Origin of the sequence: Pseudomonas sp. IT-P2 (assembly GCF_949767575.1) — a bacterium.
Classification (GTDB): domain Bacteria; phylum Pseudomonadota; class Gammaproteobacteria; order Pseudomonadales; family Pseudomonadaceae; genus Aquipseudomonas; species Aquipseudomonas pharyngis.
In genome coordinates, this window is sequence record NZ_CATKQA010000001.1 from 71530 (window position 1) to 96651 (window position 25122).

Consider the following 25122-nt stretch of genomic DNA (forward strand, 5'->3'; position numbering starts at 1 on the left):
TTCCTAACCATGCCCCGCCACTTTGTCACCGACTGGAAACCCGTCGCCACCAGCGGCAAAACCGTCGACGGTCGTCACATCGATCCGCAGGTGTTGCGAGACATGGCCGACGCCTACGACCCAGACACGTACACCGCTGTCATCTGGTTCGAACACATTCGCTACCTGGGCAACTTCGGCAGTGTGAGCGAGCTAAAAGCCGAAGAGCTGGACGACAACAAAGTGCGGCTATTCGCCCGACTGGCACCCAACGACCGGCTGCTTCAGCTCAACAAAGAAGCGCAGAAGCTGTTCCCCAGCATCGAGATCGCACCCAATTTCGCCGACACCGGCAAACCTTACTTGCGTGGGCTGGCCGTCACCGATGAGCCGGCCAGTCTGGGCACAGCGCAACTCCACTTTTCCCGCCGTGTCGGCGACAGCCAGTGCTTCGCCTCAGATGAAGCACTGGGCCAACTGATCCGCGCTGAACCCACCGACGAAACAGCGATGTCCTTTTTCACCCGCCTGTTCAGCCAACTGGGCAGCAAGGCCCCCACCCAAGACGAGACGCCCCCCATGGATCAAAAAACGGCCGAAGCCTTCACCACGGCGGTGGAAAAACTCAGCACCGCCGCCAGCAGCCTGGAAAAAAGCGCGACCACCTTTGCCACCCAACCCGTCGAGCAGCCCAAGGCCGAAGCAACGCCACCGACTCCCGCCGCCGTCACCCTCGAACAATTCAATGAACTCAAAGGCTCGCTCGACAAGCTGACCGAGACCTTCAACACCGCACTCAACCAAGGCAAAGGCCAGACCGTGCCGCTGACCACCGGCGCCGTGACACCGGAACCGGAGCCCGTTTACTGATGAGTCAACTCAGCGAACACGCCCGCCAGACCTATCACGCCCTGCAAGAAAGCGTCGCACGAACCTACGGCGTCGTATCAGCGCGGGAAGAGTTCAATGTCGAGCCCACCCACGCCCAAACACTCAACGACCGCATCACCCAGAGCTCCGCGTTTTTGCAGCGCATCAACGTTATCGGTGTGAGCGAGATCAAAGGTGAAAAGGTCATGATGGGCGTCAACGGCACCGTGACCGGGCGTACCAATACCGATCACCGCGACCGTGAACCGCGCAATGTGCTTGGGCTAGATGGCAAAGGCTATGAGCTGTTCGACACCCACAGCGACGTCACTCTCAAATTCGCCACCATCGACGCTTGGGCCAAATTCAAAGACTTCGCCAAACGCTACAGCGCCGCCGTCCACCGCCAGATGGGACTGGACCGCATCATGATCGGCTGGCACGGCACAGACGCCAAACCAGACACCGACCGCGAGGCAAACCCACTGCTTCAGGACGTGAACAAAGGCTGGCTGCAAATCGTCCGCGAACAGGCTCCGCAGCAGATCCTTATCCAAGGCAAAACACCCGGCAAAATCCGCATCGGCCGTCTGGGTGACTACCCTAACCTCGACGCGCTGGTCTTCGATGTGTCACTGATGATCGACGAAGAGTTCCGAGACGGCGACGACCTGATCGCAATCATCGGCCGAGACCTGTTGGCCCACGACAAAGGCAAGCTGTACGCCAAACATGGCCACACGCCTAGTGAGAAACAGAAGGTCGAATTGTCGCAAGTGATCGATACCTACGGCGGCCTGCCCTCTTACACCTGCCCGCACTTTCCGTCCAAGGGCGTCACCGTTACCTCGTTCAACAACCTGTCGATCTACTTTCAAGACAGCTCTTGGCGACGCTACCTGCAAGCCAACCCCAAACGCTCGCGCACTGAGGACTACAACAGCCGCAACGAAGGGTATGTGGTCGAACAACTCGGCAAATTTGCCGCCATCGAGGCCGCCAACGTCGAGCTGGTGCCCGATGCCACAGAAGGGGAACAACCATGAGCCTGGCCCTTCTGCACAAACACCGCGTACTCCAGGAAGGCCCCGCAGTCAGTGCCGAAGTCTACACCCCGGGCACGGCACTGGCTGGCCCAGCCAACGCACAAAAACACTTGGCGTTGATGACCCTCGCCCTGGCCGAAGACTGTGCCCGACTGTCCGACCTCAACTCACTGGCCGAGCGCCAGCGACTCAAGCGTGAAGACCTCCTGCCCAAATACCTGGACTACGTACAGCGCTACCGCGATTCCGGCCTCAATCATCCCAACCCGGTGTTGATGCAAGTGCTGATCTGGCTCTTCGATACCGAGCAGTTTGAACAAGCCCTGGACCTTGCTGAATTCGCCATGCAGCAAGGTCAGGCTATGCCGGAACGCTTCAAACGCGACATTCCGACATTTATCGCGGACACCCTCATTGAGTGGGCCGAAGCAGAACACGAAGCCAAACGCAGCCCCGAACCTTACCTGACCCAACTGCTGCCCCGCGTGGACGGCGAATGGCAACTCTACGAGCGGATCCCGGCGCGCTTTCACAAGCTGCTGGGGATCATTGCCATGGAGCAAGAACAGTGGAGCGATGCCATCGCCCGCTTCGAGCGCGCCGCCGAGCTGTACCCCGCCATCGGTGTGAAAACCCGGATCGAAGACGCCACCAAAGCCCTACGCCGGCAAAACGCCGACACCTGACTTACCCACCCCAGCGGGGGCCTGTTGCGGCCATGGCCTTGTGCCAATGACCAACAACAGTCACCCCCGCCTTTTATTCGAGTGAGCCGCCCGCCATGAGCTTTTCCGGCAAACCCACCACCCTGATCGCCCAACCGATCACCAATGACGGTTTTTGGCCAGATCTGGACCTGGCCGAGTTTCAGAGAGGCTACCGCCTGCCCGCGGAGTTTTTGGTCGAGTTGCTGGTGGACGGCATCACGCAAGCGATTGGCGAAGTGAACATGGATCTGGCCAAGCGCAAAGCAGACTGGCAAGCCGTCGGCATCCACAACGTGGCCAACGCTGACCCGATGTTGTTGGCCGAGCGCACATTCATGGCCGCCAGCTACAAACGCGCCGTGTACTGCCGCGCCAAGGCCTATCTGCTGGCTCAGTTCGCCACCGTTAATCGCCGCGACACCGCAGCAAACTGGGCCAAGGAAAGCCCCCAGACCCACGATCAATTTCTGTGTTTCAGCCAGCAAGCCGTGCGCTTGATTCAGGGCCGCAGCCGCGTCACCGCCGAGTTGATCTGATGGAAAAACTAAAGGCACTGAGTCGATTCCTGGTCGAACGCGGCATGGTGTCGCCAGAGCAGTTCGACAGCTGGGCCGAACAGGTCACGTTGCCGCTGTACTGGAAGCCCACCACCGACGGGCTTCACATGGGCGACATGCGTTACCGGGCAGCGATCGTCATTGAGCGGTTTGCCGACAACCCAGCGCGGCTGCTGGCCCTGGTGGGTTCGTGGCTTGAGGTCAACGACCCCGATCGCGAAGACCAGAACCTGGCGGCGCCCACGTTTGAAATAGACCAGCTCGATGCAGATCTGGCGGACATCGAACTGCAACTGGACTTCATTGAGCCGCAACACCTGGCCGAGTCTGCCGACGGTGAAATTGAAGCCTTCGGCAAACGCTGGGCGTTCGTGCCGTTCGACCTCTGGGTGGCTGAACGGGGGACTGTCGTCCATGACCGCGCCGACGCTTAGCCTCGACATCCGCGGGCTTCTGAGCGCTCAACAGCACCTGCAGCTGTTGTCGTTGCCACCGAACAAGCGTCGGCGCGTGTTGAAAAATGCCGGCAGCCGGCTGGCCACGCAAAACCGCAAGCGCACCCGCAGCCAGCGCAACCTGGACGGCTCCGCGTTTGCCGCCCGCAAAACCGGCAGAAAACGCAAAATGCTGCGCGGCTTAAGCAGAGGCCTGAAAGTGCTGAGCACCACGACGAATCAATCCGTCCTGGGCTGGCGGCAACGCCCCCTCTCACGTATCGCCGCCGAACACCAAAGCGGGCAAACAGAAATCATGACGCCGGGAAAAATCAGGCGTCGCGCCAAAAATCCCAAAAACGATGCCCCCGCCACCAAGCGGCTGGCCCGTGCGTTGCTCAAGGCCGGCTACCAGATCCGCCAGGGCGAAATCTGGGTACAGCCCGGTGCCGACTGGATCGTGGCCAACCTGAAAAAAGGTCAGGCCGGTTTGATCCTGGACCGGCTTCAAGGCGCCCCCAAAAAACAAAGCTGGAAAATCGTCCTGCCCGCTCGTGACGCGCTCGGTGCCGACGCCGCCGGGGTGCGCGAAATGCTCGGCACCGTATTGCAGCAAGTCCTACATTCGCCCAAATAACGAGGCCACCCCATGGCTCAAGGTCAAGTCAGCGTCAACAACCTCAACCTGGGCCAAGGCCCGGTGACGGAGATCGAGCGCTATTTTCTGTTCATCGGCCCGGCGGCAAAAAACGTCGGCAAGCTCTTGGCGCTCAATACCCAAAGCGACCTTGATGCTCAGCTAGGTGTCGCTGACAGCGATCTGAAAACCCAAATCACCGCCGCCCGCAACAACGGCGGCAACCGCTGGGCCTGCGCCGCCGTCCCCCTCGCCGACGACGGTGACTGGAAAACAGCCCTAGACATGGCGCAAAACGAAGGCGTGTCGGTCGAGGCCATCGCCATCACCAAACCGGTGGACACTGCCGATCAGGTGAAGGCCATGCACACCGCCGCCGGCAACCTGAACAACCGCTTTGGCCGGCGCGTGTTCGTCATGGCCGCCAGTGAAGGCATCACGACCACGCAGGAATGGTCGGGCTACGTGCAGGCGCAGCGCCCGCTCGTCGCAGACGTTGCCGCCCCCCGTGTGCTGGTAGTGCCGCAACTGCACGGCAACAACCTCGGCGTGCTGGCCGGTCGGTTGGCCAACGCCGCCGTCAGCATTGCCGACAGCCCAATGCGCGTGGCCACCGGCGCCCTGATCGGCCTGGGCCCCACGCCCGTGGACAAAGAAGGCATCCCACTGCCGTCCTCGATCCTGACCGAGCTGGACAAACTGCGCCTGTCGGTGCCGCAAACCTACCCCGACTACCCCGGCGTGTTCTGGGGTGATGCGAACTTGCTGGATGCCCCCGGCAGTGACTTCACCGTGGTGGAAAACCTGCGCATCGTCGACAAGGCCGCCCGCCGTGTGCGGATCCTGCTGATCCAGATGGTCGCCGATCGCCAAGTCAACAACACGCCCAACAGCATGGCCGCTACCAAATTGAGGTTGATGCGCCCACTGCGCGAAATGTCCCGCGCGGTGGAGTTTGCCGGCGTGCAATTTCCCGGCGACATCCAGCCGCCCAAAGACGGCGACATCACCCTGGTCTGGAAAACCCGCACCACCCTCGAAGCGTATCTGCTGATCCGCCCCTACAACTGCCCTAAAGACCTGACCGCGAACATCGCCCTGGATCTGTCTTTGGACGATGAGGAATAACCCATGGCCCGAATCAGCGGCATGAACTTCGATGTGAACCTGGGCGACCTGCAGGTGCATATCGAAAAGGCCACGCTCGACATCACTGATAACAGCGCTGTGGCCCAGACCAAAGGTGTGCCCGATGGCCACGTGGACGGTGACGTGGCGGCCAGCGGTGAATTCGAATTCGACAGTGCCAACCTGAAGTTGTTGATCGAGGCGGCCGGCCGTGCCGGCTCGTTCCGCAAACTCAAACCCTTCGACACCCTGTTTTTCGCCAAGACTGCCACCGAGGAGCTGCGCGTGGAGGCCTTCGGCTGCAAGCTGAAAATCTCCAGCCTGCTGGATATCGACCCCAAGGGCGGGCAGAAGAGCACCCACAAAGTGCCGTTCGACGTCACCAGCCCGGACTTCATTCGCATCAACGGCGTGCCCTACCTGGATGCCAGCGAGACCGAGGGCCTGCGCTGATGAGCGATCAATCCAGCCGGCGGTACTTTTCCAGCACAGAGCTGCGCTGCCACTGTGGCCACTGCATCAGCGACGGCAGCGAGATGGACCCCGCATTCATGACCCTGTTGGTTCGCCTGCGCCTGGTCTACGGCAAACCTATGCCGCTGAGCAGCGCTTACCGGTGCCGCAACCACCCCAACGAGCGCGACAAAACCATGCCCGGTGAACACACCCAAGGCCTGGCGGTGGATGTGCGATGCAGCGGGCAAGAGGCCTTCAAGATTGTGCACTTGGCGCTGAACCTGGGCTTTGTCCGAATCGGCATCCATCAGAAAGGGCCGTCGCGATTCGTGCACCTGGGCCTGGCGCCGGAAGGCGGTCACCTGCCCAGCCCAATGATCTGGAGCTACTGACCATGCCCTTCGAAAGCCAGTTGGAACTGCGTCATCGGCCGGGGCATCACCGCTGGGAAGTGATCAACCCCCTGCTCTACCGCCATTACCACCTGACACCGCCCTTGCCCAGCGGCTACCAGCCTCGGGCATCGCAACTGATTGTGGTGCCGGTCGGTTACCTTTCGGATCTGGCCAGCGTGCCGCGCCTGGCGCGCCGGCTGGTGGACAGCCAGTGCCCGACCACCCGCCGGCCGTCGGTGGTGCACGACTACCTCTACACCGACCAGACCCATCGCTTCACCAAGCGCGAAGCCGATCGGATTTTCTACGACGCCCTGTTGGAAGAAGGCACAGCCAAGCCTCTGGCCTGGCTGCTGTGGCAGGCCGTGCGCATCGGTGGTCGGGGGAACTGGACATGATCGATCTGACGCCCATGCACATCAGTGTGATGTTGCTGATGACCGAGGGGGTGCTGACCGGCGTGGCCGGTTTCCAGATCTACTTGTTTCGCCAGGTCAATGCCGCGCGCCGGGAGAACATGGAACTGCGCGTCGAAATGGCCAAGCACAGCGGCAAACAGGAGGCCATCGACAAGGCCCTGGTGAAACTCGAATACCGCTTTGAAAAGCGCCTGGAACATTGCCTGGACGCCTATTTTGCCAACCTCAACAAAAGGAACACGCCATGAGCGACCGTCGCGACATCACCCTGAGCATCGGCGAACAGGACTTCACGTTCGGCCTGGCCCCCCAGGACGTCACCAAGTACTTCAACGCCGTCACGCCCAACAACAAAGTGGCCCCGTCCAACAATCTGCTGACCAACACCGTGTTACCGGACCATCTGCCCGCCCTGCGCCCGCACCTGGGCAATCCGGTGCTGGTCATGCAACTGGCGGGAACGTTGTTGGAAGAGTACGCGCCAGACGTTGAAATCGTCGTAAAAAAGCCCTCGACCGTGCTGACCGCCTGAGCGACGACGGGCTGGGTCAACTGATGGCCCTGACCGAACGCTGGCTGCCCGGTGCCGAACCCACCGCCGACAACCTGGGCACCGCCAAATGGCTGGAAGACGAACACTGGAAACGCATGGAAATCGCCGTGGCCAACGGCATCGCCATGGCCCTCAAAGGCTGAGCAAGGATCAATAAATGAGCGCATCCGCCACCAGCAAGCTGGATTTTATCCTGCGCTTGGTTGACCGCGTGAGCCAGCCGTTGGGCAAGGTTAAAACCAGTTTCAGCGAGCTGGCCACCCGTGGCCAGAAAGGCATCCAGCAAATGGGCGTGGGCATGGCCGGCATGGTCGGCACCGCCTACGCCTTGAAGGCGGCTATGGCGCCGGCACTGGGGCAGAACGCAGCGCTGGGCGAAGTGCAGAGCCTGGGCGTGGCGGCGGATGCGTTGGAATTGCTCAATAAAAAATCCCTGCAATTCAGTATCGCCTACGGCACCAACGCCACGGCGTTTGTCAGTTCGGCCTATGACATTCAGAGCGCGATTGCGGGGTTGACCGGCACCCAGCTGGCGACCTTCACCGGCGCGTCCAACCTGTTGGCCAAGGCCACCAAGGCCGATGCCGCGACCATCACCGATTACGTGGGCACGATGTACGGGATCTTCCAGACCCAGGCCGACGCCATGGGCAAAGGCGCCTGGGTCGAGCAATTGACGGGGCAAACGGCAACCGCCGTGCAAATGTTCAAGACCACCGGCCAAGGCATGAGCAACGCCTTCACCGCCTTGGGGGCCAGCGGGGCATCGGCCGGTGTCCAGGCCGCCGAACAGATCGCCATTCTCGGCACGCTGCAGGCGACCATGAGTGGTGGTGAGGCTGGCACCAAATACCGCGCCTTTCTCGCCAGCGCCTACGGTGCGCAGCAAAAGCTCGGCCTGTCTTTTACCGACAGCCAAGGTCGGCTACTGCCGATGGTGGACATTCTCGGCAAGATCAACGGCAAGTTTGGCGATCTGGACGCCGCCAAAACCGACCTGATCAGCAAGGCGTTCGGCGGCAAACAGGCGATGGGCCTGATTACCCAACTGCTGCCCAAAACCGGTGACCTGGCCAACAACATCGACCAGTTGGCCAAGGTCAAAGGGCTGGAGCAGGCGGACAAAATGGCCAAGGATATCGCCGATCCGTGGGAGCGCTTCGACAGCGCAATCATGGCCGTGCGGATTTCCTTCGGCCAGAAACTGCTGCCCACTTTTAACCCCATTCTGGAACGGCTCGCCGAAGGCGGCGGCTCGGTCACACGATGGACCACGCTGTTTCCCAACCTGACACGGGTCATCGGCTTGGCAGCGCTGACCGTGCTGGGCCTAACCGCCGGCGTGGCGCTGATGACGTTCGTGTTTGGCGTTTGGCGTACGGCTTTTGTCGGTTCAGTGGCGCTCCTGAAGGTCTGGAATCTGCTGAACCTGCGCGGCGCACTGCGTGTGCTGGGGCACGTGATCATGATCGGCCTGTTCGTCGCCGGGCTGGTGTTGATGTACACCTGGATGGGCCTTGTCCGGAGCGGCATGTTGCTCTGGCAAGCCGCGATCTGGCTGACCAATGCCGCGCTGTGGGCCAACCCGGTGACCTGGATCGTGCTGGGGATCCTCGCCCTGGTCGCTGTCATTCTCGCCGCCGTCTACTTCTGGGACGAATGGACCACCGCCCTGATGGAAACGGCGGCGTTCAAATGGGTCAGTGAGCAGTTGAGCGCCCTGTCCGCCTGGTTCGATTCCATGGGCGGCTGGTCCGGCATGGCCAAGGCGGCGTGGGACGGCATCGTGGCGATCTTTCACAGCGCCATCAATGGGCTGATCGCGATGCTGAACAAGATCCCCGGCGTGCATATCAAGGCGCAGTTCGGCGAACTCCCGGCCGGCCCAGATCTGGCGAGTCTTGAGGCCGCGCAGCGCGCCCAGCAAACCATCAACGCCGCGATCCCTTCGCTCTCCCCCAACCGCGCCGCCGCGGTGCCCCCCGGCGGCCTGCTGACCAGCCTTCAGAACAGCACCACGCAGAACAAGGGCACCCACGTCGAGAACCAACACATCTACACGAGCAAACCCATGACCACCCATGAACTTGAAGGGCTGATGGAGATGGCCGGATGAGCGAATACATCGATCTGCTGATTGCCGGCAATGACCTGGTGCTCGATCCGTCTCACCAGCCCCTGCTGGTGGACGATCGTGCGAGCATCGCCCAGGACATCGCCCACATGATCCGTGACAGCGGGCTGCTGGTGACGCTGGTGGCCGAGCGCGACCCGCTGCGTCAGCGTGACTGCCGGCAACAGCTGGAGCTGCTGGTGGAGGCCGACGAACGCCTGGTGCCCGGCACCGCGCGAATCGTGCCCGAGGCACCCGGCCGCTACCTGGTGACGGCCACTACTGTGAAGTTCGGCCATGTGAAGGTGACGGTATGAGCGACGTCGATTTCAAACAGGCGCTACGCGATGCCGGCATCCCAACCACCGAGGCCGAGCTGAAAAAAGCCTGGGAAAAAGAGGCCGCGGCTCAGGGCAGCAACATCAGCAACACCAGCGCCTGGTCACCGTTCTGGCGCATCGTCAGCGAGCTGGTGACCAAACCGGTGGTGTGGCTGATGGGCTTCATCATCGACACGGTCTTGCCCAACCTGTTTGTCAAAACCGCCGTCGATGGCTGGCTGGATATGCTCGCTTGGGCGGTGAACACCGAGCGCAAAGGCTCGACCAAAGCCCAAGGTGAACTGCTGTTTACCCGCACCGGCAGCGCTGGCTCGATGGAGGTGCCGGTGGGCACCCGCGTGCACTCCGCGGCCATCAATGGCCACGTCTACGAACTGACCACCACCCTGCCCGGCATTTTCACGGACGGCCAATTGCAACTGTCCATCCCCGTCGAGGCGACGGAAGTCGGCAGCGGTTACAACCTGGCGCCCGGGTACTACGCGATTTTACCGGTGCCGGTACCGGGCATTGCCCAAGTGGTGAACGCAGAGGACTGGCTGACCCAACCCGGCGCCGACGCCGAACCCAATGACCAGTTGCAGTTGCGTACCCGCAACCAGTTTTCGGCGGTTAACCAGTACCACACTGACGCGGTGTATCGCGCCATGATCGCCTCATTCCCAGGCGTGCGCCCGGACGGCGTTTACTTTGAGCACGGTGCACCCCGCGGGCCAGGCAGTGCCAACGCGTTTGTGCTGTTTGAGGCCGGCGTGCCGGCAGACGAGTACTTGCAGCAGATCAACGCCTACATCCGCGAAGGCGGCAACCATGGCCATGGCGACGACCTGCTGGTGAGGGTCATGCCCGACACCCGCCACGCCATTGCATTGGAGGTGTGGCCACGACCGAACCTGAGCGCCGAGCAACGCAGCCAATTGCAGGAACAGATCGAGCAATTTATCCGCGCCGCCTTTCGCGAAAGCACAGCCAGCGATTACCAGCCGACGCTGACCTTCCCCCAGTCGCGGTTTTCGTTCAGCCGCTTGGGCGAGGAACTGCACGCGCAGTTCCCACGCATCGAGTCGCTGCATTTCAGCAACAGCGACATCGTGTCCGAGCTGAACGTGCCACGGATCGAAAGCCTGGCGGTACAACTCCATGCGTAAGTTGAAATTGCCGTTCTGGCTCGGCGCCGGCGAGCTGGCCAAGTTGTGCGCGGCCGCGCAGGCCTGGTGGGAGACCGTGCAAGGCTGGCTGCACTGGCCGCTGCATCAGATGGACCCCGAACACTGCCACCTGACCATTCTCGACCTGCTGGCCTGGCAGCGGGACATCACGCGCTTCAGTACAGAGCCTGAGCCGTTGTACCGCTTGCGGGTCAAGTACGCCTTTATCAACTCGGTGGATGCCGGATCCACCGCCGGCATGAAGCGCATCCTCAATCGTCTGGGGGTGGGCTATGTCGAGATCGAAGAGCGCCTGCCCGAGCGGGACTGGGACGTGGTGTTGCTCAAGCTCACAGACTCGCAACTGGCGGACAACCCTGAGCTGTTGCGCGTGCTCGTCCAGCAATACGGCCGCACCTGCCGGCGCTATGACTTTGTGACCATCACCCCCGTGACCGTGCGGGTCGCCCTGATCGATTTCAACGACGACCAGCAAACGCTGGTTGCCACACTGTAGGAGCGCCGATGTCCGCCAGTATCACCAAAGCCGGCGAACGGCTGATTGCCGAAAAACAGGCCGCCCACGAAAAGCTCAAGGTGGTGCGGTTCATCATTGCCATGGTGCCCGATCTGGACCCGGAACAACCGGTGGACCGGGACGCCCCCAAACCACCACCCGAGCAAATCGTCCATACACAGGCTTACACCCAGAAAGGTTTCGTGAACCCCAATCAGGTGGTCTACAGCCTGATGATGGGCAGTGATATCGGCGACTTCGACTGGAACTGGATCGGGCTGGAAACTGCCGAGGACGTGTTGCTCTCGGTGGCCTATGTGCCCACCCAGCAGAAGCGCAAAAATACCCCGCCTCAGCAGATCGGCAACAACGTTACCCGTAACTTTCTGGTTGCGTTCGACGGGGCCCAAGCGTTGATTGAAGTCACCATCGATGCCAGCACCTGGCAGCACGATTTCACTGTGCGCCTGCGCGACATCGATGAGCGTGAGCGCCTGGCCAATCGCGACGTGTTCGGTCGCGCGTGCTTTTTTGGTCATGGCCTACGACTGGTCAAAACCGGCGGGGGCTATCAAGTCAAAGCCGGCCTGGCCTTTCTGGAAGGGCTGCGCGTGGAACTGGCAAAAGATTTGGCCGTAGTCCCTCAGCGCCTGCCGACCCAAGCCTGGCTGGACGTGGCATTGGAACGACAACTCAATAGTGCAGCGGTGGGTTGGGTGATCAAGTGGGGGGCGGACCTGCGCGACTACATCGACAGTGCCGGGGTGCAGCACTACCTGATTCATCTGGCGGATCTTTCAGAGTCAGGGACGGTGACCGATCGAAGAACGGTCGAGCAAATCGACAGACCACTGGTGCAGCACTTTGCGGCCCACAACGGCGACTATGCGCAGTTGCGCGCCCGCGGCACAACCAAGGCCGACGTGGAGCTGGACCAGATCCCCAACGCCATCAGCGATGACCCATGGGATGACAGCAGCGAGATCCTGGCCACTACCGCCGCGCTGGTCGTGCTTGAAGAAAGCATCAACGATTCATTCGTAGGCATGGTGGCCGCTTTCGACATGCCCAACGCACCCGAGGGCTGGCTAAAGCGTAACGGTGCCAACGTCTCGCGAACCACCTACGCAAAACTGTTTGCGGTCATTGGCACCCGGTACGGCGCCGGTGACGGCGTCACCACCTTCAATGTCGGCGACAGTCGTGGTGTGTTTATTCGCGCCCTGGATGACGGGCGTGGCCTTGATCCAGCTCGCACCTTGGGCTCGCTTCAGCAAGGTCAGAATCTGTCTCACACCCACGCGGCCTCAACCGCCGGTGCCGGGAACCATGGCCACAGCGCATGGACCGGCAGCGCTGGTCACCACAACCACACCGGTTCCACCACGACCAATGGATCACACCAACACATTTTGGGCATAGGCCCCAACGTCGCATTCAGTGGCGCAGCGGGCGTGGGCCATGGTCGCGTCAACGCATTAGCCACAGACCCGGCGGGGGATCACGCCCACTTTCTGCACATCAATGGCGCGGGTGACCACAGCCACGCGGTCGGCATCGGTCCCGTCGGTGATCACGCTCACGGTGTAACCGTTGCTGCGTCCGGAGGCTCCGAAGCCCGCCCCGTCAACCAGGCCTTGCTGGTCTGCATCAAATATTGAACAGAGCGAGAGGACCATGAACAGCAGAACCGTCTACCAGACCGACCCTTTAGGTTTGTACATCGGCCCGGTCGAGGCCGATGAATCGCCTTTGGAGCCTGGCGTTTTTCTGATTCCCGGTGGCTGCGTCGAGACGCCACCGCCGCCGGCGCCCGAATTCAAAATCGCCTGCTGGACGGGCAAGCGCTGGCAGTTGCTGGATTACTTTGATGGGCTGATCGTTTACAGCACCGCCACCGGTGAACCGCTGACACTCAGTGGCCCCGGCCCGATACCCGGCGGCTACACGACGAAAAAACCTGAACCTGGGCAGATCTGGAAAAACGGACGTTGGGTCGATGATCTGGATACGCAGTTGGGCAAGTTGTACCCGCAAAAACTGGAGGCGATCAACACCGGCTGCGCGCACTACATCGAGTCCGGTTTCATCTCCGATGCCTTGGGCGAGCCTTATCGCTACGACAGCACCCTGAAAGATCAGGTGAATCTGCACGGGCTGATTGCCAGTGGCCTGGACGGTCTCTACCCCTGCTATGGCAGCGACAACCAGAAAGCGTTTGTCGAACACAGCGCCGCTCAGTTGCACCGCGTCGGCCAGCACCTGGTGAACTTCAAACAAGCGGCCCTGAAGCAGGCGCAGCGCCTCAAAACCGCCTTGGCAAAAGCATTGACCGACCTCGATCTGCCAGCCATGCAGGCCATTGAATGGAGCCCCGCACCGTGAGCTGGTCACCGGTCACCCTGCGCTGGCCAGAGCAGGCCACAAAGTGGATGAACGACTTGGGGCCCGCCAAAGAACTGGCCGGCTTGGAACTCGCCGATACCGCAAAGCGCCTGGCTGATCTGGACGGGTTGGCCACCACCAACCCGGGGCCGGTGGGGCCTGCCGCAAAAGCCGCCGTCGCAGCGGGACGCGCGGCCATGTCGGAGCAGATGGGCCAAGCGCCCGCGTGTATTGCTATCACCCCGTTTCAAAGCGGCGTCGGCCAGGGGCGCGGTTACCAACGGTTTCTGTCGGCACCCAATCTGGTGCAGTTACTGGCCGACAAACTCTTGGACGGCACCAACACCCCTCGGGCCGACGGCGACCAGCACGCGCTGACAGTGATGTTCCTGGCCACCGGTTACGACCAACTGGCCAACGCCCTGGCACACTTCAATGCGCTGATGCCGGTACCGGAACTGACCCGCGCTGAAAAGCGCGCCCGGCACTTATCCCGCCTTGAAGCCGAAAAGTGGGAACTACCCACTGCCGGCCCGCTGCCGCGTTGGGGCACGTTGCCGCTGGAGCGCTGCACCCTCACCAAAGCGGCCAGACAATCGCTGTCCGGCCAACTGTCGTCGCTGGAAAGCTACACGGCGGACAGTTCACCCCTGGCGGACCTGTCCGCTTTGGCGGCGCGTAAGGTTGCCCAGGGCGCTGCACGAGACCAGCAGTTGAAGGATCTGCAGGACCACTTGGCCAACCCCACCCCGGACATGGCAATACGCGCCCGCATGATCGGCCCCGGCAATATGGCCGAGCTGCGCCGGGGCCTATTGACCGGACCTACCCCAGGGCATGAATGGGTGCTGAGCGCCGGCCTGATGCTGGTCGGGCCAAAGGAAGGGCTGAGCTTCGTCCAGGAACTGGTGGGCCTATGACGCTGCTGCTGGACGGCCAGAAGGTCAACGGCAAGTCGCTCAAGGTGACGGCCAACCTGAAAATCGAAAGTGGCGACATGTCCGGCCAGACCAGCAACACCGCCAGTTCGCACAAGGGGTTCAAACCAAAAGCCCTCACTGTGGCACTACTGATCCCCTACCGCGATCGGACTCACCTGACCGAGATCATGCGCTTGGCAGAAGCCACCGCCGACGGCGGGCAGCTCAAGACCTATCGGCTGGTCAATGACACGGCCGAGGCCTTCGGTGTGCGCCAGGTGCAGTTCAGCGACACCGTCAGCGCACGGGAGGATGACAACCTGTCGGCCTGGCGGGTGCAGTTCACCCTCACGGAGAAACTGTCGAACCCCGAGCGGGTCGAGACTCGGCGCCCTGGCAACAAGGTGCACCAGCAAGGCGGTGCCGGCGGCGGTGTAGCTCATCCATCGGCTTCACCAGAGGCCGGTGACACAGCGCCTGAGCTCAGTGGGTTTGAAAGCATTCTGAAACGCGTCGACGACTACCTGGCCCCTGCCCCATGAAGCTGCACAAAGTATTAAGCATCAACGGCCAGCCGGTTGACCTGGTCCGCGACGAGGTCCGTCTGGACTTGCGCACCCCGGGTCGGGCCAGTTTTACCGTCAAGGCAGCGGCCACGCTTCGCGGGCTGGTCACGCTCGACCTGGGCTATAACGACAAACCGTTGCAGCGCCATTTTGTCGGTTACATCGAGCGCAGCACCACGGCCAACAAGCAAGAGCAGGTGCTGTTCTGTCGCGAGGTGGCGGCAATCCTCAACTACCCGCTGCCCATGGCGCTACGACATGTAGACCTGAGCGCGGTGCTGGTTGAGGTCAGCCGCCTGACCGGGCTGCGCTTTCGCGTACCGGACACGGCCTATGCCAAGGTCAGAACGCCTTACTTCTACTCGCTCGGCGGCGGCATTCAGGCGCTGGACAGTCTGGCTCAGGTGTTCGGCATTCCCGACTTCGTCTGGCACCAGCAAGGTGACGGCGAGGTGTACGTGGGCAGCTGGGCCGACAGCTACTGGGGCACCCGGCCAGCACTGCAACTGCCGGTCGAGCTGTTCGACGCCTATCAAGGCAATCAGAGCGCCGAGATTGCCGCCCTCCCCGGCTTGCGCCCTGGCGCATCCATCAACAATGGCCAGCGCATCACGTCGGTGACGCTGACCGGTACGCAAATGGTGCTGAAATGGAAGACGCCGTAACCCGCATCATCGAGCGGCGGTTCCCGGAGCTGGTCGGCGCCTATCATCTGCCCCGCTTCGCCCGCGTATTGGCGGTTGCAGACGCACCGGCCGATGCCGGTCTGTGCGATGACTTCCGCCCGCGCTATGGCGTTGACCTGGAAGTGCTCGGCCCCGACGGCGAGGCAGATCCACAACTGCCGCACTTGCTCGGCGTGGCCTTGCCAGTCCCTGGCGGTGGCAACGAGATGGGGTTTTATGCCTTCCCCGAAGAAGGCACCACCGTGGTGGTCAGCTTTGCCTACGGCTTACCGCACAAGCCTTTCATTCTGCAGATCCTGCCGCACGGCCTGAGTCTGCCGAAAGTGCCCAAAGGCGACCAGCTCTGGCAGCACAGCGAAGCCGTGCAACAGCGTGCCGACGCCGAGGGCAACTGGACGCGACAAACAGACGCTAAGATGACCGACCGGGCCAGTGAGCGCGTGGTTGAAGCGCTGGACAACACCGAGCGCTATCAGACCAGCGTCCTTGAGGTCGACGACCACAGCACCGAGACGGTCGGTGGCATCAAAAAGACCGAGGCGCTGGGCGCGCTGAAATTGTTATCCGGTGGGTCTGCCAGCCTGGCGGCCGTCGATGATCTGCACATGGCTACCGGGCGGGATTTAAATCTCGTAGTGGGGCAAACGCACAACGCCACTGTGGGTGGCGACATGCGCGAGCAGATCCAGGGTAGGCGCGAAAGTGTGGCGGCAGAACAACGGCTGACCGCGCTCAAGACCCACTTGGGGTCCGAGGCGGTCAACGTGTTGCAGATACTGTGTGATGTGATCGATCTGCTGGAGCAGATGAATATTACGCTCGCCGAGCACAAACATGGCCCTGCTCAGCCGCCAAGTAACGCCGGAGTGTTCATTGAATACTCCGACACCTTTTTAGCGCTTGCCGAAAAGTTAGAACCGATCTGCTTATGAAAAACAGCAAATGAACAGTCAACTAAGTAAATCACTATACTTCACTCTCAATAAACCAGAAGGTTCTGCAACCGACAGACCACCCAACAGTTCAACAATAGCCTCCTCTGACAGACGGTCAACACGGACACTTACAATTTCTCCCGAGTACTTAGTCAAAAACGCCTTTCGGAGTTGCTCCTCTGTAACCTCCGAGGGGAAACCATAAACTTGAAACCTGAGTATATTAGCCATGAACCGCTACCCCTTTAATATGAATTTCTTGTTTAGATTTCCATACCCCATACACTTTTCACACTGTAAGAAATAACAGTCTTTTAAAACACTTTGATATAAGACCTATAGCCCTACGTAAGCGTTGAGGTTGAAATGCAGGACATCCGCTGCGGCCACTGTTGCCGCAAACTCGCCGCCGCCAGCGGCTTCACCGAACTACAGATCAAGTGCCCGCGTTGCCGGACACTCAACCACCTGAAGGACCCGAGCCTCCCCCCAGCGTGCCGCGAGCATCCAGAACAACGAGTTTCTGAATGCAGCAACCCACTATTGGCAGCCTGTTCGCAGGCATAGGAGGCTTTGATCTTGGATTTGAAAACGCCGGATACCGCAGCGCCTGGCAAGTCGAACTCAACCCCATCAACCGGGCTGTGCTTGCCGATCGATTTCCCCATGCACAGCAATTTGAAGACGTGCGCCAGTGCGGCGCTCACAACCTCAGTCCCGTCAATGTCCTCACCGCCGGATTCCCCTGCCAGGACATCAGCGTCGCCGGCGCCCGCGAAAGCAACCGAGACACCCGTGGACTGCGCGGCGCCCGCAGCGGCCTGTTCTGGGAAGTCATACGAATCCTCAAAGAAACTCAACCTCGCTGGGTGGTGCTTGAGAACGTCGTTAACCTGCTCGCTGTCAACGATAGCCACGACTTTGAAACAGTCGTCCGGGCCCTTGCGGACTGCGGGTATGTGGGATTTTGGCGAGTGCTTAATGCTCAATATTTCGGAGTCCCCCAGCAGCGTCGTCGAATATTCCTGGTCGCAGGTTATCGACGCATGCCCCCCTTCGAGTTGCTGGCTGACGCCGCGCCAGTGGACGCAATACCTCCAGCGTCTGGGAAGATCCAACTCCCACGCCCGGCGGATACCTGGGCTGCCAATACTCTACTGGCCGACCGAGCCCCCTCCCAGATCGCTATGGGCTGTACCACTTTCGTCGCTCACGCGCACGGATGGGATCAGATGGCTGAGCGGCAGCGAGCGTCTGAGGATGATGGGTTTTGCCTCGGACTGGATGCGGCCAACCTTGCGGAGGCTTTCGCTGCCGGAAATGCCGTTGTTGCGCAGGTCGCGGAGTGGCTGGGAAAAAAACTGATCAACGTTAGTTAACAAGAAAACTAGCAGGCCAATCGTCATTACCCTGTGTTTTTTGGAACCAACTTGGTCTGTGATGCGGCAAGGTCACGACTACAAATAACCGTGACCGATCCGCACATTACATAAAAGCCTACACATGTTTTCGTTCAATCTAGTGTGATTATTTCGCCAACAGGTCCTGTTGTAACTGTATAGGTAACCCTCTCTCCAGCAGAGACAAGTCTACCATAGCTACTAGCAATGACTACCGGGCCTCCATCGTCGGGCTTGATTTCGGTAATAGTCTTAACACGATCTTGCGTATAATACTCAGAATCAGAAGTAGCGGTACCCGAGTAATGTTTAGTCACAATTGGAGTAGGCATTCCATTCACCTCACATTCAAATAATAAGATATTTTTTGCATCTCAATTGATGCAAATTCGTATATACACCCACCAACAACTCGTCACCACTGTCAGAAATAACAGGTTCATCGTATTTCATAGAGGAACCAATACCACTTGTCTGAAATTAGCGATAGCGCAGCATAAATACTTCCATATATGGAGGCGCCTCGATGCTCGGCTTTTTTGCCGCTTGTGATTGACATATTTTCGCGAGTTCGTGAATGAAGCCCTTGAAATTTCAACGTCCAGCAGCTTCAGTGGACGCGTCTCTGTCGCAGCGCTGGTCCCATACTTTGCTCGCCGAGAGCCCCTCCCAGATAGCTATGGGCTGTAACACTCTTGTCGCTCACCCGAACGGATGGCATCAGATGTCTGAGCGGCAGTGAGCGGCTTAGGATGATGGGTTTGCTTCGGCCTGGATGCGGTCAACCTTGCGGAGGCTTTCGCTGCCGGAAACGCCGTCGTTACGCAGGTCGCGGAGTGGGTTGGGCGGAGGTTGATTCAGGCGGCGTAAGCCAAGGCATCAGCGCGTTGCGAATCATGGCGGCAACGCGCTGGTGTCAGTGGTTAATCCCTAATTGCCGTGCCGTGACTCGATCCACGATCGAATCACGGCAACGTCGCCCACTCGCCACTGAACGGCTTCACCAAACTCCGCAGCCACTTCCAATACGGTTATTCCTTGGTACAGCTGAACAACTCTCCCCGTGTCAACGCAGCGAAGATCGGCGCTGGCATTGTGTTTCTTTAACCAGGCACCGATCAAACGATAGGTTTCTTCGTAGCAGGCAATGGCTTCACTGACCGTGGCGTGGCGGATTCTGTAGCGTTTTTGGACTTCGAACGATAAAACGTAGGGCATTAGAAAATCCTTTTCTGATGCCTAGGGCGACGTGCCGTAGGGAGGTATTTTTTATCAAAAATGCCCTTTTGGGGTATGTAGGACGGTTCGTGTTTGAGACGGTGCATAGCAGGGACGGGAGGAGGAAAAAGCACCGGATCGGCTTCATTTGATGGTTTTTCTGTAGGCAAAAAAAACCGCCTCAGCCAAAGCCGAAGCGGGTCCCTTTTCAGATCTTACAGATCATCAAAGTAGTCTCGAAGCAGTTCGTAGACGTGATGAACACGCACACAAACCACCACGAAGTCCCACGTACGTCTGAACTTAGACATACTTGGCCCTCCCTAGGTTGGGCCAAACCTCCAGTACGCTTACCGGAACATGCGTACCTTCGGGGAGCTTGCACTAAGCGTTCCCTGTGAGGCGGCTAATTTGATTCCTCCCGAATGAATCCGGCACGGTTTCCTAATCCGTGTCAGGAGGGCAAAAAATTCCTGCGCATGTTGCCCAGCTTCAAAAACTGACCGGCGCGAGAACGTACGCATGGTAACGAGAAAATTCACTGGGAAGAAGCCAATCGAGGCACCTCCGAAGAACACAACCGACAGACCGCCATGCGAAGCAGTATTCCGCATACTTCCAGTTACAAGGCGCCAACAACGCCCAATGTGCGCCAACCCCTTGCAGATAAAGGGGTGGGAGGCAAATGCCACTGATCCATTTATATTGCAATGCAGTAGTTCCTGCAGATAAGCTTTGCCGGCACTAAGCGTTCCCTGTGAGCGTGCAAGCTTGGGTCCTGACCAGGTTTGCGATGAAAAACCGCCCTCCTAAGGCGGTTTTTTTTTGCCTTGAATTCGTGGCATAGCAGCAAACCCCACTAGCATTTCTCATAACAGAAACGTCTTTGTGTGCGGTTGAAATAATTTGAGGCATGGAACGTCTAGTCTTATCGCATCTTGAGGTCTACGTTCTGCGTTTTCCAAGGAGAGAACCATGCAAGGAATGCTGAAAACAAGCTCGCTGTTGATCGTCGTAATTCCTCTGCTGGCTGCATGTACCAGCCGTCATCGATTGAGGTCGGCGACAGATTCCAGCAAGTAAAGGAAGTGAAGCTATCTAGCACCCAACGCTCTCGTGTCGAGATACCCACCGTCGACAACTGCGCAGTCGGGTGCCCATCTGGCGGTGACGAGGTCACAATCGTTCGCGACGCCTACACACTGAACAACAACGGCTCGACGAAATTCGCCAATTGGGTCGCCTACAAAATCACCAAGGACACCCCCGCCCCCAATCGCCCACGCAACTGGAAAACTGACCCCGCCATACCTCCGGATGAAACACTCAATCCGGTGGACTACAACGGAGCCTACGTTGCCTTGCACCTGGACAGAGGCCACCAAGCCAACCTGGCTTCGATGGGAGGGATCGCTGAATGGGAACCCCTGAACTACCTGAGCAACATTACACCGCAGCATGAAGACTTGAACCGAGGCGCATGGGCCCGGTTGGAGGATCAAGAACGCGCTTTGGGTAAGACACCCGGCATCGATGCGGTTTACGTGGCAACGGGACCGCTGTACGAAAGGACCATCGGTTCTCTCCCAGGCACCAACAAAGTCCACACAATCCCCAGTGGATACTGGAAAGTCATCTTCTTGGGCAGTTCGCCTGCTGACGGCCAATATGCTGCTTTCGTCATGGAACAGAACACGCCACGCAAAGCCAACTTCTGTAACTATCAGGTGACGGTGGCTGAGATTGAGGAACGTTCGGGCCTGACGTTGTGGAGCAATTTGCCGGACAACGTACAGGCAGCGTTGAAGTCTAGGAAGGGTGGTTTGTCGCAAAGGATTGGCTGTGCGCCGGGTGCTTTGCAGCCTATTGCATTCCCCTGACAAGCCATCTGACTACGGTACCGGCCGCGCCCTTATCAATCCCATTGGTCCACCTGAATCGGGCTGGACCCATGGGGGTAGATCGTCCGTGCTAACTCTCTAAAAAAAGAGCGTCGACCACGCGATTTGCTCAGTTAAAAGTATGTTTTTTACGGTATATAGTAAAACTTCATCCAGCCACTCGCTAAATAGCCAAATGCCACTCTATAAACAGAGTAAGAAGTGTGCTTGGTAGATTTTTCCGGTTATCACGAATTTTCTCCTATTGCATGTGGTGCAAAACTTTTGCGATAGGTGAAACATACTTCACACCACAAACTACCGTTCGTCGGAAAGTCTTAGTGGCTTAGTGATACTGAATAGTGTTGCTTAGTGTTGACCATTTTCCGTCGGTTTGAGCGACCAACCCGCGCAAACCCGCCATTTGTCGGGGGGTGTGCTATCACCGATGGTGGCCCCACCCTCCACAAACGACGAGACCCGCGCAGTGGCGGGCCTCGGGGCAGATTTTTTCAGGTTGATTCCCTGAGGAATTCCTGTGGTAATCTCCAGTTTCCACTTACAGCCATACAGCTTTGTAACTCGCAATTCGAAGGGTATGGCCAAGTGACCGGTCCGTCAACCGTGCGTTAATTCGTTAATTCGTTAATTCGTTAATTAACCATTCCGATGAGTTTGCGTCTTAGTTTACGGTTTAGCCACTGCGTAAGTGGAAACCTGTTTGTTCCGTCATTAGTTTCGGAATAAATTCCGCCAACCTTTTGGAGAATTCGCCCTTGCGATCCTTCATTCAGAAGTACCTTCCCGAAGAACTGATTCGGGCGTTTCAGGCTGCATATTGGTCGATTCGTTTGATCAGGATTATTCAGGAGGTGTAAACGCAAAACGGGGGCCATTCGGCCCCCGTTTTCGTTAGGATGCCCATAGGGACCTATCGCTGTGCACGCAGCGACCGAAAGGGAGAATTCGAATGACACGCCAGTTTCGTAGCGAAGAAAGCTTTCACGCCGAAAGCATCTCCCGAGCCGCCGTTGCGCCATTCCTGGCCGACCGTGGCTTTCAGGACATCGATGATCAACTCAAAGTGACCGGATCGGCCACAAGCCAGCTGGTTTCGGCTACATCACCTGAAGGTGCGCGAGTGAAAATGCGTGTTCGCCTGTGCTGGCGAAGACGCACCACCGAAGATTTGAAGTATTCCGCAGCACAACTGCGTGCCCGCCTGGTCGATGATGACTGGGATAAGACCATGCGCATGACAATGCAGCGGGATTTAGATCAGGGAATTACGCACAACCTCATCCTTCAGCGAGATGGCGCTCTTATCGTTCACGCGGCGCTGATCCCGATCAGAGAATTAAAAGGCATCTTCGACACCCAGGCTCGCATCAGCCAAGAGTTGATCGACGGCGGCCAGATGAAAAACCTCAAAAAGAACCACGCCAAAAACGGTAGTAGTCCGACTATCTGGTTAAGGGATGAGCGTATGCCTAATGCTCACCAGGTGACGGATGCATTGTGGGCTTGGCCTGGCGTAATTGATCTGATGGCTCTACCCAGTAAAATCTTGGCCAATGACGATGACGCGATGGACGACTGCCCTATCCCGACCGGCTATGCCGAGCTCGGTAGCGATGCGCCGTTACAACGTTCAGCGCTTCGTGCGGAATGCCGTCGTGATCCGAAAGTACGGGCTGCCGTTCTAAAACGTGCTCAATCCTGCGAACGGCAAGGATGTGTGAACCAGCGCACGTATAAAAGCTTCTTGGATGTTCACCACATTTTAGGAGCCAAGGTCAGTGACCGGGTGTGGAACTGCGTTGCCCTCTGCCCAAACTGCCATCGCGACGCTCACTTCTCCCCTGAAGCAGACAGCATCAATTTGGAGCTGAAGCTGTTTGCAGAACAGTTCAAACCTGCTGGTCCTACCTTTCCACCGGAGGATTCAGCGTTGGATGGAGCAACAACATCAGTTGAGCCCGCTCACAGAAAACAATAGCGTTTCTATGTGGGGTTCTCGCCCGGGATTTGTAAGCCAATACAGACAGGGGCTTCAGCCCCTGTTTTTATTTCAGCCTTGCCGGCACCACCAGGATTGCGCGTAGGCGCAGCCATCAATGTACTCAATTCCACTGAGTACAAATCCCGTCACGGCCATCCCCGCGAGCGTCGCATCGAGCAGCGGCGGCAGTGGGTCAGGATCAAGCGGCATTCCCACGTCCACCCTTGCAACGTTCGCAGCTCTGCCCAGCTCCTGACAGACTAAAGAATTGACCATGACATTGCCCCTGATCGCGGGATACTGACGTCGAGCTTTGGCATCGAGCGCAATGCCGCGAAATCTCATGGGGGTGACCAGTACATGCATGTGATGCTACTCGTCACCGGCAATGTCGAGCATCGCCTCGATAGCAAAAGCCAGCGCGCCATCCGCCAGCTCTAACATTTCCCCCAGCTCGTCGCCATCGATTAGCTTTTGTCGGTGCAATGCATTGGCCCAGGTGAGCAAGGCTTTGTGATGCGCGCCCGGTTGGGCGAGCAGTGCGGATTGATCCATCAACATGGTCCGCCATTGTGAAGGGCCGTTTAGGTGAGGAGGTGCCGGATCCAAAGTGTGATGGCGCATGGATGGATGCTCTCGCAAAAAACACTGTATGCACAAACAGTATAATCACGCATAATCAGCACCATCCATTCGGGCCGACGAAACGACTTACGGGCTATTCATCCCCGAACTCATGCAACCCTGGACAGAAAAAAGCCCGTTTCTGCCGAAGCTGAAGCGGGCTTTGAGCTCGGAGTTGACTGACTAGCCGGATTTGCTGGGCACATCCGTTGATTCGTAAATCCCTTCAAATGGATTCACGTGTATTCGTTTGCACATCTCCGAGTTCTTCCGGACGTAGACAACATCCTTCTCTACCGGCCCGCACGTTGTGACCTTGGATGTGTCAGCAATCACCGTGTAAGGAATGACGGAGTCAGCCGGTTCAAGCGTGAGCACACCCAGACCAAGTATCGATCCAACGAAAAAGATCTTCAGCCAAGGGAAATGCTCGACGTCATCCGGATTTGTTTTCACAGGTTTGGAACCAAAAAGCATGCGCAAGTACATGAACAAGCCAATCAGGATCAATGAGAAGGGGACGGAATAAATAAATCCCCCGATCGTCGATGCGTAGCGAATGTTCTCAACCTCAATTCCCGTCTGGGCATTGATGGCTTTCTCCGCAAGGATCTTGCAGCCGTACAAAACGACTGCCGTATAGAGAAGCGAGGATGGCCAGTTTTTCACGAAAACGTTGATTTTCTTGCGGTTGCTGATTGCGTAGACGGCGCCACCGAGGGGGACGATCGTCAAGACTATGAACGACATTTCTTCATGGCTTATGTATTCACCCAAGTGTGGGGTCAATACATTCGCAAGGATCAACGCTGTGGTCAGCAACGTCAGTTTGATCAGTGCTTTACGTGACTCTGTCATGCGCCGGACGCTTCCTTAAGTACAAATTCCAGTTCGATGCCCGCGTTACGCAAAACCGCTGTAGCGCTGTCGATGAAGGTTTCTGCTTCACTCGACAGCTGGAATTTGCCGATGATGCGAATGACCGGCCGCTTGCCATGAGCAGAAGGCAATGAATCGAAGACTTCACCGCTTTCATAGAAGGTGATGTAGGTGTTTATTTTTTCTTGAAGCATCAGCAAGTGGTCCCCCTCCTCTGACGCTTCCCAACCCAGATGGTCGGCAATCACCATCACGACTTTATCGGGTTCCGCTTTGGGAACGGCGCAAATATCTACGATTTTGGTTTCCAGGATGGACATAGCTGTT

The 25122-nt window shown here is 58.6% G+C and carries 32 protein-coding genes; 27 read left to right on the top strand and 5 right to left on the bottom strand.

Going from position 1 to position 25122, the window contains the following annotated elements; genetic code table 11:
- The first annotated feature begins 9 nt into the window (after positions 1–9).
- The 25 genes from ACM6JM_RS00345 (at position 10) to ACM6JM_RS00465 (ending at position 18171) form a co-directional block, all read left to right on the top strand.
- The gene (locus tag ACM6JM_RS00345) at positions 10–849 is read left to right on the top strand and encodes a GPO family capsid scaffolding protein (RefSeq protein ID WP_414881122.1); all 840 of its coding nucleotides are present in this window, start codon (positions 10–12) and stop codon (positions 847–849) included.
- On the top strand, positions 846–1895 hold the full coding sequence (locus ACM6JM_RS00350; protein WP_372240788.1) for a phage major capsid protein, P2 family: 1050 nt from the start codon (positions 846–848) through the stop codon (positions 1893–1895). The genes ACM6JM_RS00345 and ACM6JM_RS00350 overlap by 4 nt, the downstream gene beginning before the upstream one ends.
- Entirely contained in the window at positions 1892–2581 is a 690-nt protein-coding gene (gpM, locus tag ACM6JM_RS00355) for a phage terminase small subunit (RefSeq protein WP_134333592.1), read from the top strand. The genes ACM6JM_RS00350 and gpM overlap by 4 nt, the downstream gene beginning before the upstream one ends.
- Before the next feature lie 95 nt (positions 2582–2676).
- Positions 2677–3138 carry a head completion/stabilization protein gene (locus tag ACM6JM_RS00360; RefSeq protein WP_134333593.1) on the top strand — a complete coding sequence of 154 codons (462 nt, stop codon included), beginning with the start codon at positions 2677–2679 and terminating at the stop codon, positions 3136–3138.
- Positions 3138–3593, top strand: coding sequence for a phage tail protein (locus tag ACM6JM_RS00365; RefSeq protein WP_134333594.1), 456 nt, complete (start codon positions 3138–3140; stop codon positions 3591–3593). The genes ACM6JM_RS00360 and ACM6JM_RS00365 overlap by 1 nt, the downstream gene beginning before the upstream one ends.
- Positions 3574–4230 carry a phage virion morphogenesis protein gene (locus ACM6JM_RS00370; RefSeq protein WP_134333595.1) on the top strand — a complete coding sequence of 219 codons (657 nt, stop codon included), beginning with the start codon at positions 3574–3576 and terminating at the stop codon, positions 4228–4230. The genes ACM6JM_RS00365 and ACM6JM_RS00370 overlap by 20 nt, the downstream gene beginning before the upstream one ends.
- A gap of 12 nt (positions 4231–4242) precedes the next feature.
- Positions 4243–5358, top strand: coding sequence for a DUF2586 domain-containing protein (locus tag ACM6JM_RS00375; protein WP_414881123.1), 1116 nt, complete (start codon positions 4243–4245; stop codon positions 5356–5358).
- 3 nt (positions 5359–5361) lie between these two features.
- Complete coding sequence (locus tag ACM6JM_RS00380) at positions 5362–5811, top strand: phage protein (protein WP_134333597.1); 450 nt, start codon at positions 5362–5364, stop codon at positions 5809–5811.
- A complete protein-coding gene (locus ACM6JM_RS00385) occupies positions 5811–6206 on the top strand; it encodes a D-Ala-D-Ala carboxypeptidase family metallohydrolase (RefSeq protein WP_134333598.1) in 396 nt (131 codons plus the stop codon). The genes ACM6JM_RS00380 and ACM6JM_RS00385 overlap by 1 nt, the downstream gene beginning before the upstream one ends.
- A 2-nt stretch (positions 6207–6208) precedes the next feature.
- Positions 6209–6607, top strand: a complete 399-nt coding sequence (locus ACM6JM_RS00390) for a DUF1353 domain-containing protein (RefSeq protein ID WP_134333599.1) — start codon at positions 6209–6211, stop codon at positions 6605–6607.
- Positions 6604–6876: a hypothetical protein gene (locus ACM6JM_RS00395; protein WP_134333600.1), complete on the top strand. Its 273-nt coding sequence runs from the start codon at positions 6604–6606 to the stop codon at positions 6874–6876. Before ACM6JM_RS00390 ends, ACM6JM_RS00395 begins: the two co-directional genes overlap by 4 nt.
- Positions 6873–7160 (top strand): putative phage tail assembly chaperone, encoded by a 288-nt coding sequence (locus ACM6JM_RS00400; protein ID WP_134333601.1) that lies wholly within the window; start codon positions 6873–6875, stop codon positions 7158–7160. The genes ACM6JM_RS00395 and ACM6JM_RS00400 overlap by 4 nt, the downstream gene beginning before the upstream one ends.
- Positions 7161–7183: 23 nt before the next feature.
- On the top strand, positions 7184–7324 hold the full coding sequence (locus tag ACM6JM_RS00405) for a DUF6890 family protein (protein ID WP_166742310.1): 141 nt from the start codon (positions 7184–7186) through the stop codon (positions 7322–7324).
- A gap of 14 nt (positions 7325–7338) precedes the next feature.
- Complete coding sequence (locus ACM6JM_RS00410) at positions 7339–9297, top strand: phage tail tape measure protein (RefSeq protein WP_134333602.1); 1959 nt, start codon at positions 7339–7341, stop codon at positions 9295–9297.
- Positions 9294–9611, top strand: coding sequence for a DUF2590 family protein (locus ACM6JM_RS00415; RefSeq protein ID WP_134333603.1), 318 nt, complete (start codon positions 9294–9296; stop codon positions 9609–9611). The genes ACM6JM_RS00410 and ACM6JM_RS00415 overlap by 4 nt, the downstream gene beginning before the upstream one ends.
- The gene (locus ACM6JM_RS00420) at positions 9608–10783 is read left to right on the top strand and encodes a baseplate J/gp47 family protein (RefSeq protein WP_134333604.1); all 1176 of its coding nucleotides are present in this window, start codon (positions 9608–9610) and stop codon (positions 10781–10783) included. Before ACM6JM_RS00415 ends, ACM6JM_RS00420 begins: the two co-directional genes overlap by 4 nt.
- A complete protein-coding gene (locus tag ACM6JM_RS00425) occupies positions 10776–11300 on the top strand; it encodes a phage tail protein (protein ID WP_134333605.1) in 525 nt (174 codons plus the stop codon). Before ACM6JM_RS00420 ends, ACM6JM_RS00425 begins: the two co-directional genes overlap by 8 nt.
- A gap of 8 nt (positions 11301–11308) precedes the next feature.
- Complete coding sequence (locus ACM6JM_RS00430) at positions 11309–12961, top strand: phage tail protein (protein WP_134333606.1); 1653 nt, start codon at positions 11309–11311, stop codon at positions 12959–12961.
- Between the two features lie 16 nt (positions 12962–12977).
- Positions 12978–13685: a hypothetical protein gene (locus ACM6JM_RS00435; RefSeq protein ID WP_134333607.1), complete on the top strand. Its 708-nt coding sequence runs from the start codon at positions 12978–12980 to the stop codon at positions 13683–13685.
- Positions 13682–14605 (top strand): hypothetical protein, encoded by a 924-nt coding sequence (locus ACM6JM_RS00440; protein WP_134333608.1) that lies wholly within the window; start codon positions 13682–13684, stop codon positions 14603–14605. The genes ACM6JM_RS00435 and ACM6JM_RS00440 overlap by 4 nt, the downstream gene beginning before the upstream one ends.
- The gene (locus tag ACM6JM_RS00445) at positions 14602–15147 is read left to right on the top strand and encodes a DNA-binding protein (protein ID WP_134333609.1); all 546 of its coding nucleotides are present in this window, start codon (positions 14602–14604) and stop codon (positions 15145–15147) included. Before ACM6JM_RS00440 ends, ACM6JM_RS00445 begins: the two co-directional genes overlap by 4 nt.
- Positions 15144–15836: a hypothetical protein gene (locus tag ACM6JM_RS00450; protein WP_134333610.1), complete on the top strand. Its 693-nt coding sequence runs from the start codon at positions 15144–15146 to the stop codon at positions 15834–15836. The genes ACM6JM_RS00445 and ACM6JM_RS00450 overlap by 4 nt, the downstream gene beginning before the upstream one ends.
- Entirely contained in the window at positions 15821–16789 is a 969-nt protein-coding gene (locus ACM6JM_RS00455; RefSeq protein WP_414881124.1) for a phage baseplate assembly protein V, read from the top strand. The genes ACM6JM_RS00450 and ACM6JM_RS00455 overlap by 16 nt, the downstream gene beginning before the upstream one ends.
- A 369-nt stretch (positions 16790–17158) precedes the next feature.
- The gene (locus ACM6JM_RS00460) at positions 17159–17359 is read left to right on the top strand and encodes a Com family DNA-binding transcriptional regulator (protein ID WP_414881125.1); all 201 of its coding nucleotides are present in this window, start codon (positions 17159–17161) and stop codon (positions 17357–17359) included.
- Positions 17320–18171, top strand: coding sequence for a DNA cytosine methyltransferase (locus tag ACM6JM_RS00465; RefSeq protein ID WP_414881126.1), 852 nt, complete (start codon positions 17320–17322; stop codon positions 18169–18171). Before ACM6JM_RS00460 ends, ACM6JM_RS00465 begins: the two co-directional genes overlap by 40 nt.
- A 951-nt stretch (positions 18172–19122) precedes the next feature.
- Here the strand turns inward: ACM6JM_RS00465 and ACM6JM_RS00470 are convergent.
- A complete protein-coding gene (locus ACM6JM_RS00470; RefSeq protein WP_414881127.1) occupies positions 19123–19410 on the bottom strand; it encodes a hypothetical protein in 288 nt (95 codons plus the stop codon).
- Positions 19411–20444: 1034 nt separating this feature from the next.
- Here ACM6JM_RS00470 and ACM6JM_RS00475 point away from each other — a divergent pair.
- Together ACM6JM_RS00475 and ACM6JM_RS00480 are read left to right on the top strand one after the other, a co-directional pair.
- Complete coding sequence (locus ACM6JM_RS00475; protein WP_414881128.1) at positions 20445–21290, top strand: DNA/RNA non-specific endonuclease; 846 nt, start codon at positions 20445–20447, stop codon at positions 21288–21290.
- Between the two features lie 970 nt (positions 21291–22260).
- Positions 22261–23289: an HNH endonuclease gene (locus ACM6JM_RS00480; protein WP_414881129.1), complete on the top strand. Its 1029-nt coding sequence runs from the start codon at positions 22261–22263 to the stop codon at positions 23287–23289.
- A gap of 72 nt (positions 23290–23361) precedes the next feature.
- Here ACM6JM_RS00480 and ACM6JM_RS00485 read toward each other — a convergent pair whose 3' ends face one another.
- From ACM6JM_RS00485 to ACM6JM_RS00500, 4 genes are all read right to left on the bottom strand, one after another.
- Positions 23362–23658, bottom strand: coding sequence for a hypothetical protein (locus ACM6JM_RS00485; RefSeq protein WP_414881130.1), 297 nt, complete (start codon positions 23656–23658; stop codon positions 23362–23364).
- A 6-nt stretch (positions 23659–23664) separates the two neighbouring features.
- On the bottom strand, positions 23665–23847 hold the full coding sequence (locus ACM6JM_RS00490; protein WP_414881131.1) for a hypothetical protein: 183 nt from the start codon (positions 23845–23847) through the stop codon (positions 23665–23667).
- A gap of 252 nt (positions 23848–24099) precedes the next feature.
- Positions 24100–24774 carry a hypothetical protein gene (locus tag ACM6JM_RS00495; RefSeq protein ID WP_414881132.1) on the bottom strand — a complete coding sequence of 225 codons (675 nt, stop codon included), beginning with the start codon at positions 24772–24774 and terminating at the stop codon, positions 24100–24102.
- Positions 24771–25115 (bottom strand): DUF6572 domain-containing protein, encoded by a 345-nt coding sequence (locus tag ACM6JM_RS00500; protein WP_414881133.1) that lies wholly within the window; start codon positions 25113–25115, stop codon positions 24771–24773. The genes ACM6JM_RS00495 and ACM6JM_RS00500 overlap by 4 nt, the downstream gene beginning before the upstream one ends.
- Positions 25116–25122 lie beyond the last annotated feature (7 nt).

Bases quoted from the DNA above. Each gene is read 5' to 3' on its own strand.
- ACM6JM_RS00345 (WP_414881122.1), top strand. From the start codon at position 10: ATGCCCCGCCACTTTGTCACCGACTGGAAACCCGTCGCCACCAGCGGC.
- gpM (WP_134333592.1), top strand. From the start codon at position 1,892: ATGAGCCTGGCCCTTCTGCACAAACACCGCGTACTCCAGGAAGGCCCC.
- ACM6JM_RS00360 (WP_134333593.1), top strand. From the start codon at position 2,677: ATGAGCTTTTCCGGCAAACCCACCACCCTGATCGCCCAACCGATCACC.
- ACM6JM_RS00365 (WP_134333594.1), top strand. From the start codon at position 3,138: ATGGAAAAACTAAAGGCACTGAGTCGATTCCTGGTCGAACGCGGCATG.
- ACM6JM_RS00370 (WP_134333595.1), top strand. From the start codon at position 3,574: ATGACCGCGCCGACGCTTAGCCTCGACATCCGCGGGCTTCTGAGCGCT.
- ACM6JM_RS00375 (WP_414881123.1), top strand. From the start codon at position 4,243: ATGGCTCAAGGTCAAGTCAGCGTCAACAACCTCAACCTGGGCCAAGGC.
- ACM6JM_RS00380 (WP_134333597.1), top strand. From the start codon at position 5,362: ATGGCCCGAATCAGCGGCATGAACTTCGATGTGAACCTGGGCGACCTG.
- ACM6JM_RS00385 (WP_134333598.1), top strand. From the start codon at position 5,811: ATGAGCGATCAATCCAGCCGGCGGTACTTTTCCAGCACAGAGCTGCGC.
- ACM6JM_RS00390 (WP_134333599.1), top strand. From the start codon at position 6,209: ATGCCCTTCGAAAGCCAGTTGGAACTGCGTCATCGGCCGGGGCATCAC.
- ACM6JM_RS00395 (WP_134333600.1), top strand. From the start codon at position 6,604: ATGATCGATCTGACGCCCATGCACATCAGTGTGATGTTGCTGATGACC.
- ACM6JM_RS00400 (WP_134333601.1), top strand. From the start codon at position 6,873: ATGAGCGACCGTCGCGACATCACCCTGAGCATCGGCGAACAGGACTTC.
- ACM6JM_RS00405 (WP_166742310.1), top strand. From the start codon at position 7,184: ATGGCCCTGACCGAACGCTGGCTGCCCGGTGCCGAACCCACCGCCGAC.
- ACM6JM_RS00410 (WP_134333602.1), top strand. From the start codon at position 7,339: ATGAGCGCATCCGCCACCAGCAAGCTGGATTTTATCCTGCGCTTGGTT.
- ACM6JM_RS00415 (WP_134333603.1), top strand. From the start codon at position 9,294: ATGAGCGAATACATCGATCTGCTGATTGCCGGCAATGACCTGGTGCTC.
- ACM6JM_RS00420 (WP_134333604.1), top strand. From the start codon at position 9,608: ATGAGCGACGTCGATTTCAAACAGGCGCTACGCGATGCCGGCATCCCA.
- ACM6JM_RS00425 (WP_134333605.1), top strand. From the start codon at position 10,776: ATGCGTAAGTTGAAATTGCCGTTCTGGCTCGGCGCCGGCGAGCTGGCC.
- ACM6JM_RS00430 (WP_134333606.1), top strand. From the start codon at position 11,309: ATGTCCGCCAGTATCACCAAAGCCGGCGAACGGCTGATTGCCGAAAAA.
- ACM6JM_RS00435 (WP_134333607.1), top strand. From the start codon at position 12,978: ATGAACAGCAGAACCGTCTACCAGACCGACCCTTTAGGTTTGTACATC.
- ACM6JM_RS00445 (WP_134333609.1), top strand. From the start codon at position 14,602: ATGACGCTGCTGCTGGACGGCCAGAAGGTCAACGGCAAGTCGCTCAAG.
- ACM6JM_RS00450 (WP_134333610.1), top strand. From the start codon at position 15,144: ATGAAGCTGCACAAAGTATTAAGCATCAACGGCCAGCCGGTTGACCTG.
- ACM6JM_RS00455 (WP_414881124.1), top strand. From the start codon at position 15,821: ATGGAAGACGCCGTAACCCGCATCATCGAGCGGCGGTTCCCGGAGCTG.
- ACM6JM_RS00460 (WP_414881125.1), top strand. From the start codon at position 17,159: ATGCAGGACATCCGCTGCGGCCACTGTTGCCGCAAACTCGCCGCCGCC.
- ACM6JM_RS00465 (WP_414881126.1), top strand. From the start codon at position 17,320: ATGCAGCAACCCACTATTGGCAGCCTGTTCGCAGGCATAGGAGGCTTT.
- ACM6JM_RS00470 (WP_414881127.1), bottom strand. From the start codon at position 19,410: ATGCCCTACGTTTTATCGTTCGAAGTCCAAAAACGCTACAGAATCCGC.
- ACM6JM_RS00475 (WP_414881128.1), top strand. From the start codon at position 20,445: ATGTACCAGCCGTCATCGATTGAGGTCGGCGACAGATTCCAGCAAGTA.
- ACM6JM_RS00480 (WP_414881129.1), top strand. From the start codon at position 22,261: ATGACACGCCAGTTTCGTAGCGAAGAAAGCTTTCACGCCGAAAGCATC.
- ACM6JM_RS00485 (WP_414881130.1), bottom strand. From the start codon at position 23,658: ATGCATGTACTGGTCACCCCCATGAGATTTCGCGGCATTGCGCTCGAT.
- ACM6JM_RS00490 (WP_414881131.1), bottom strand. From the start codon at position 23,847: ATGGATCAATCCGCACTGCTCGCCCAACCGGGCGCGCATCACAAAGCC.
- ACM6JM_RS00495 (WP_414881132.1), bottom strand. From the start codon at position 24,774: ATGACAGAGTCACGTAAAGCACTGATCAAACTGACGTTGCTGACCACA.
- ACM6JM_RS00500 (WP_414881133.1), bottom strand. From the start codon at position 25,115: ATGTCCATCCTGGAAACCAAAATCGTAGATATTTGCGCCGTTCCCAAA.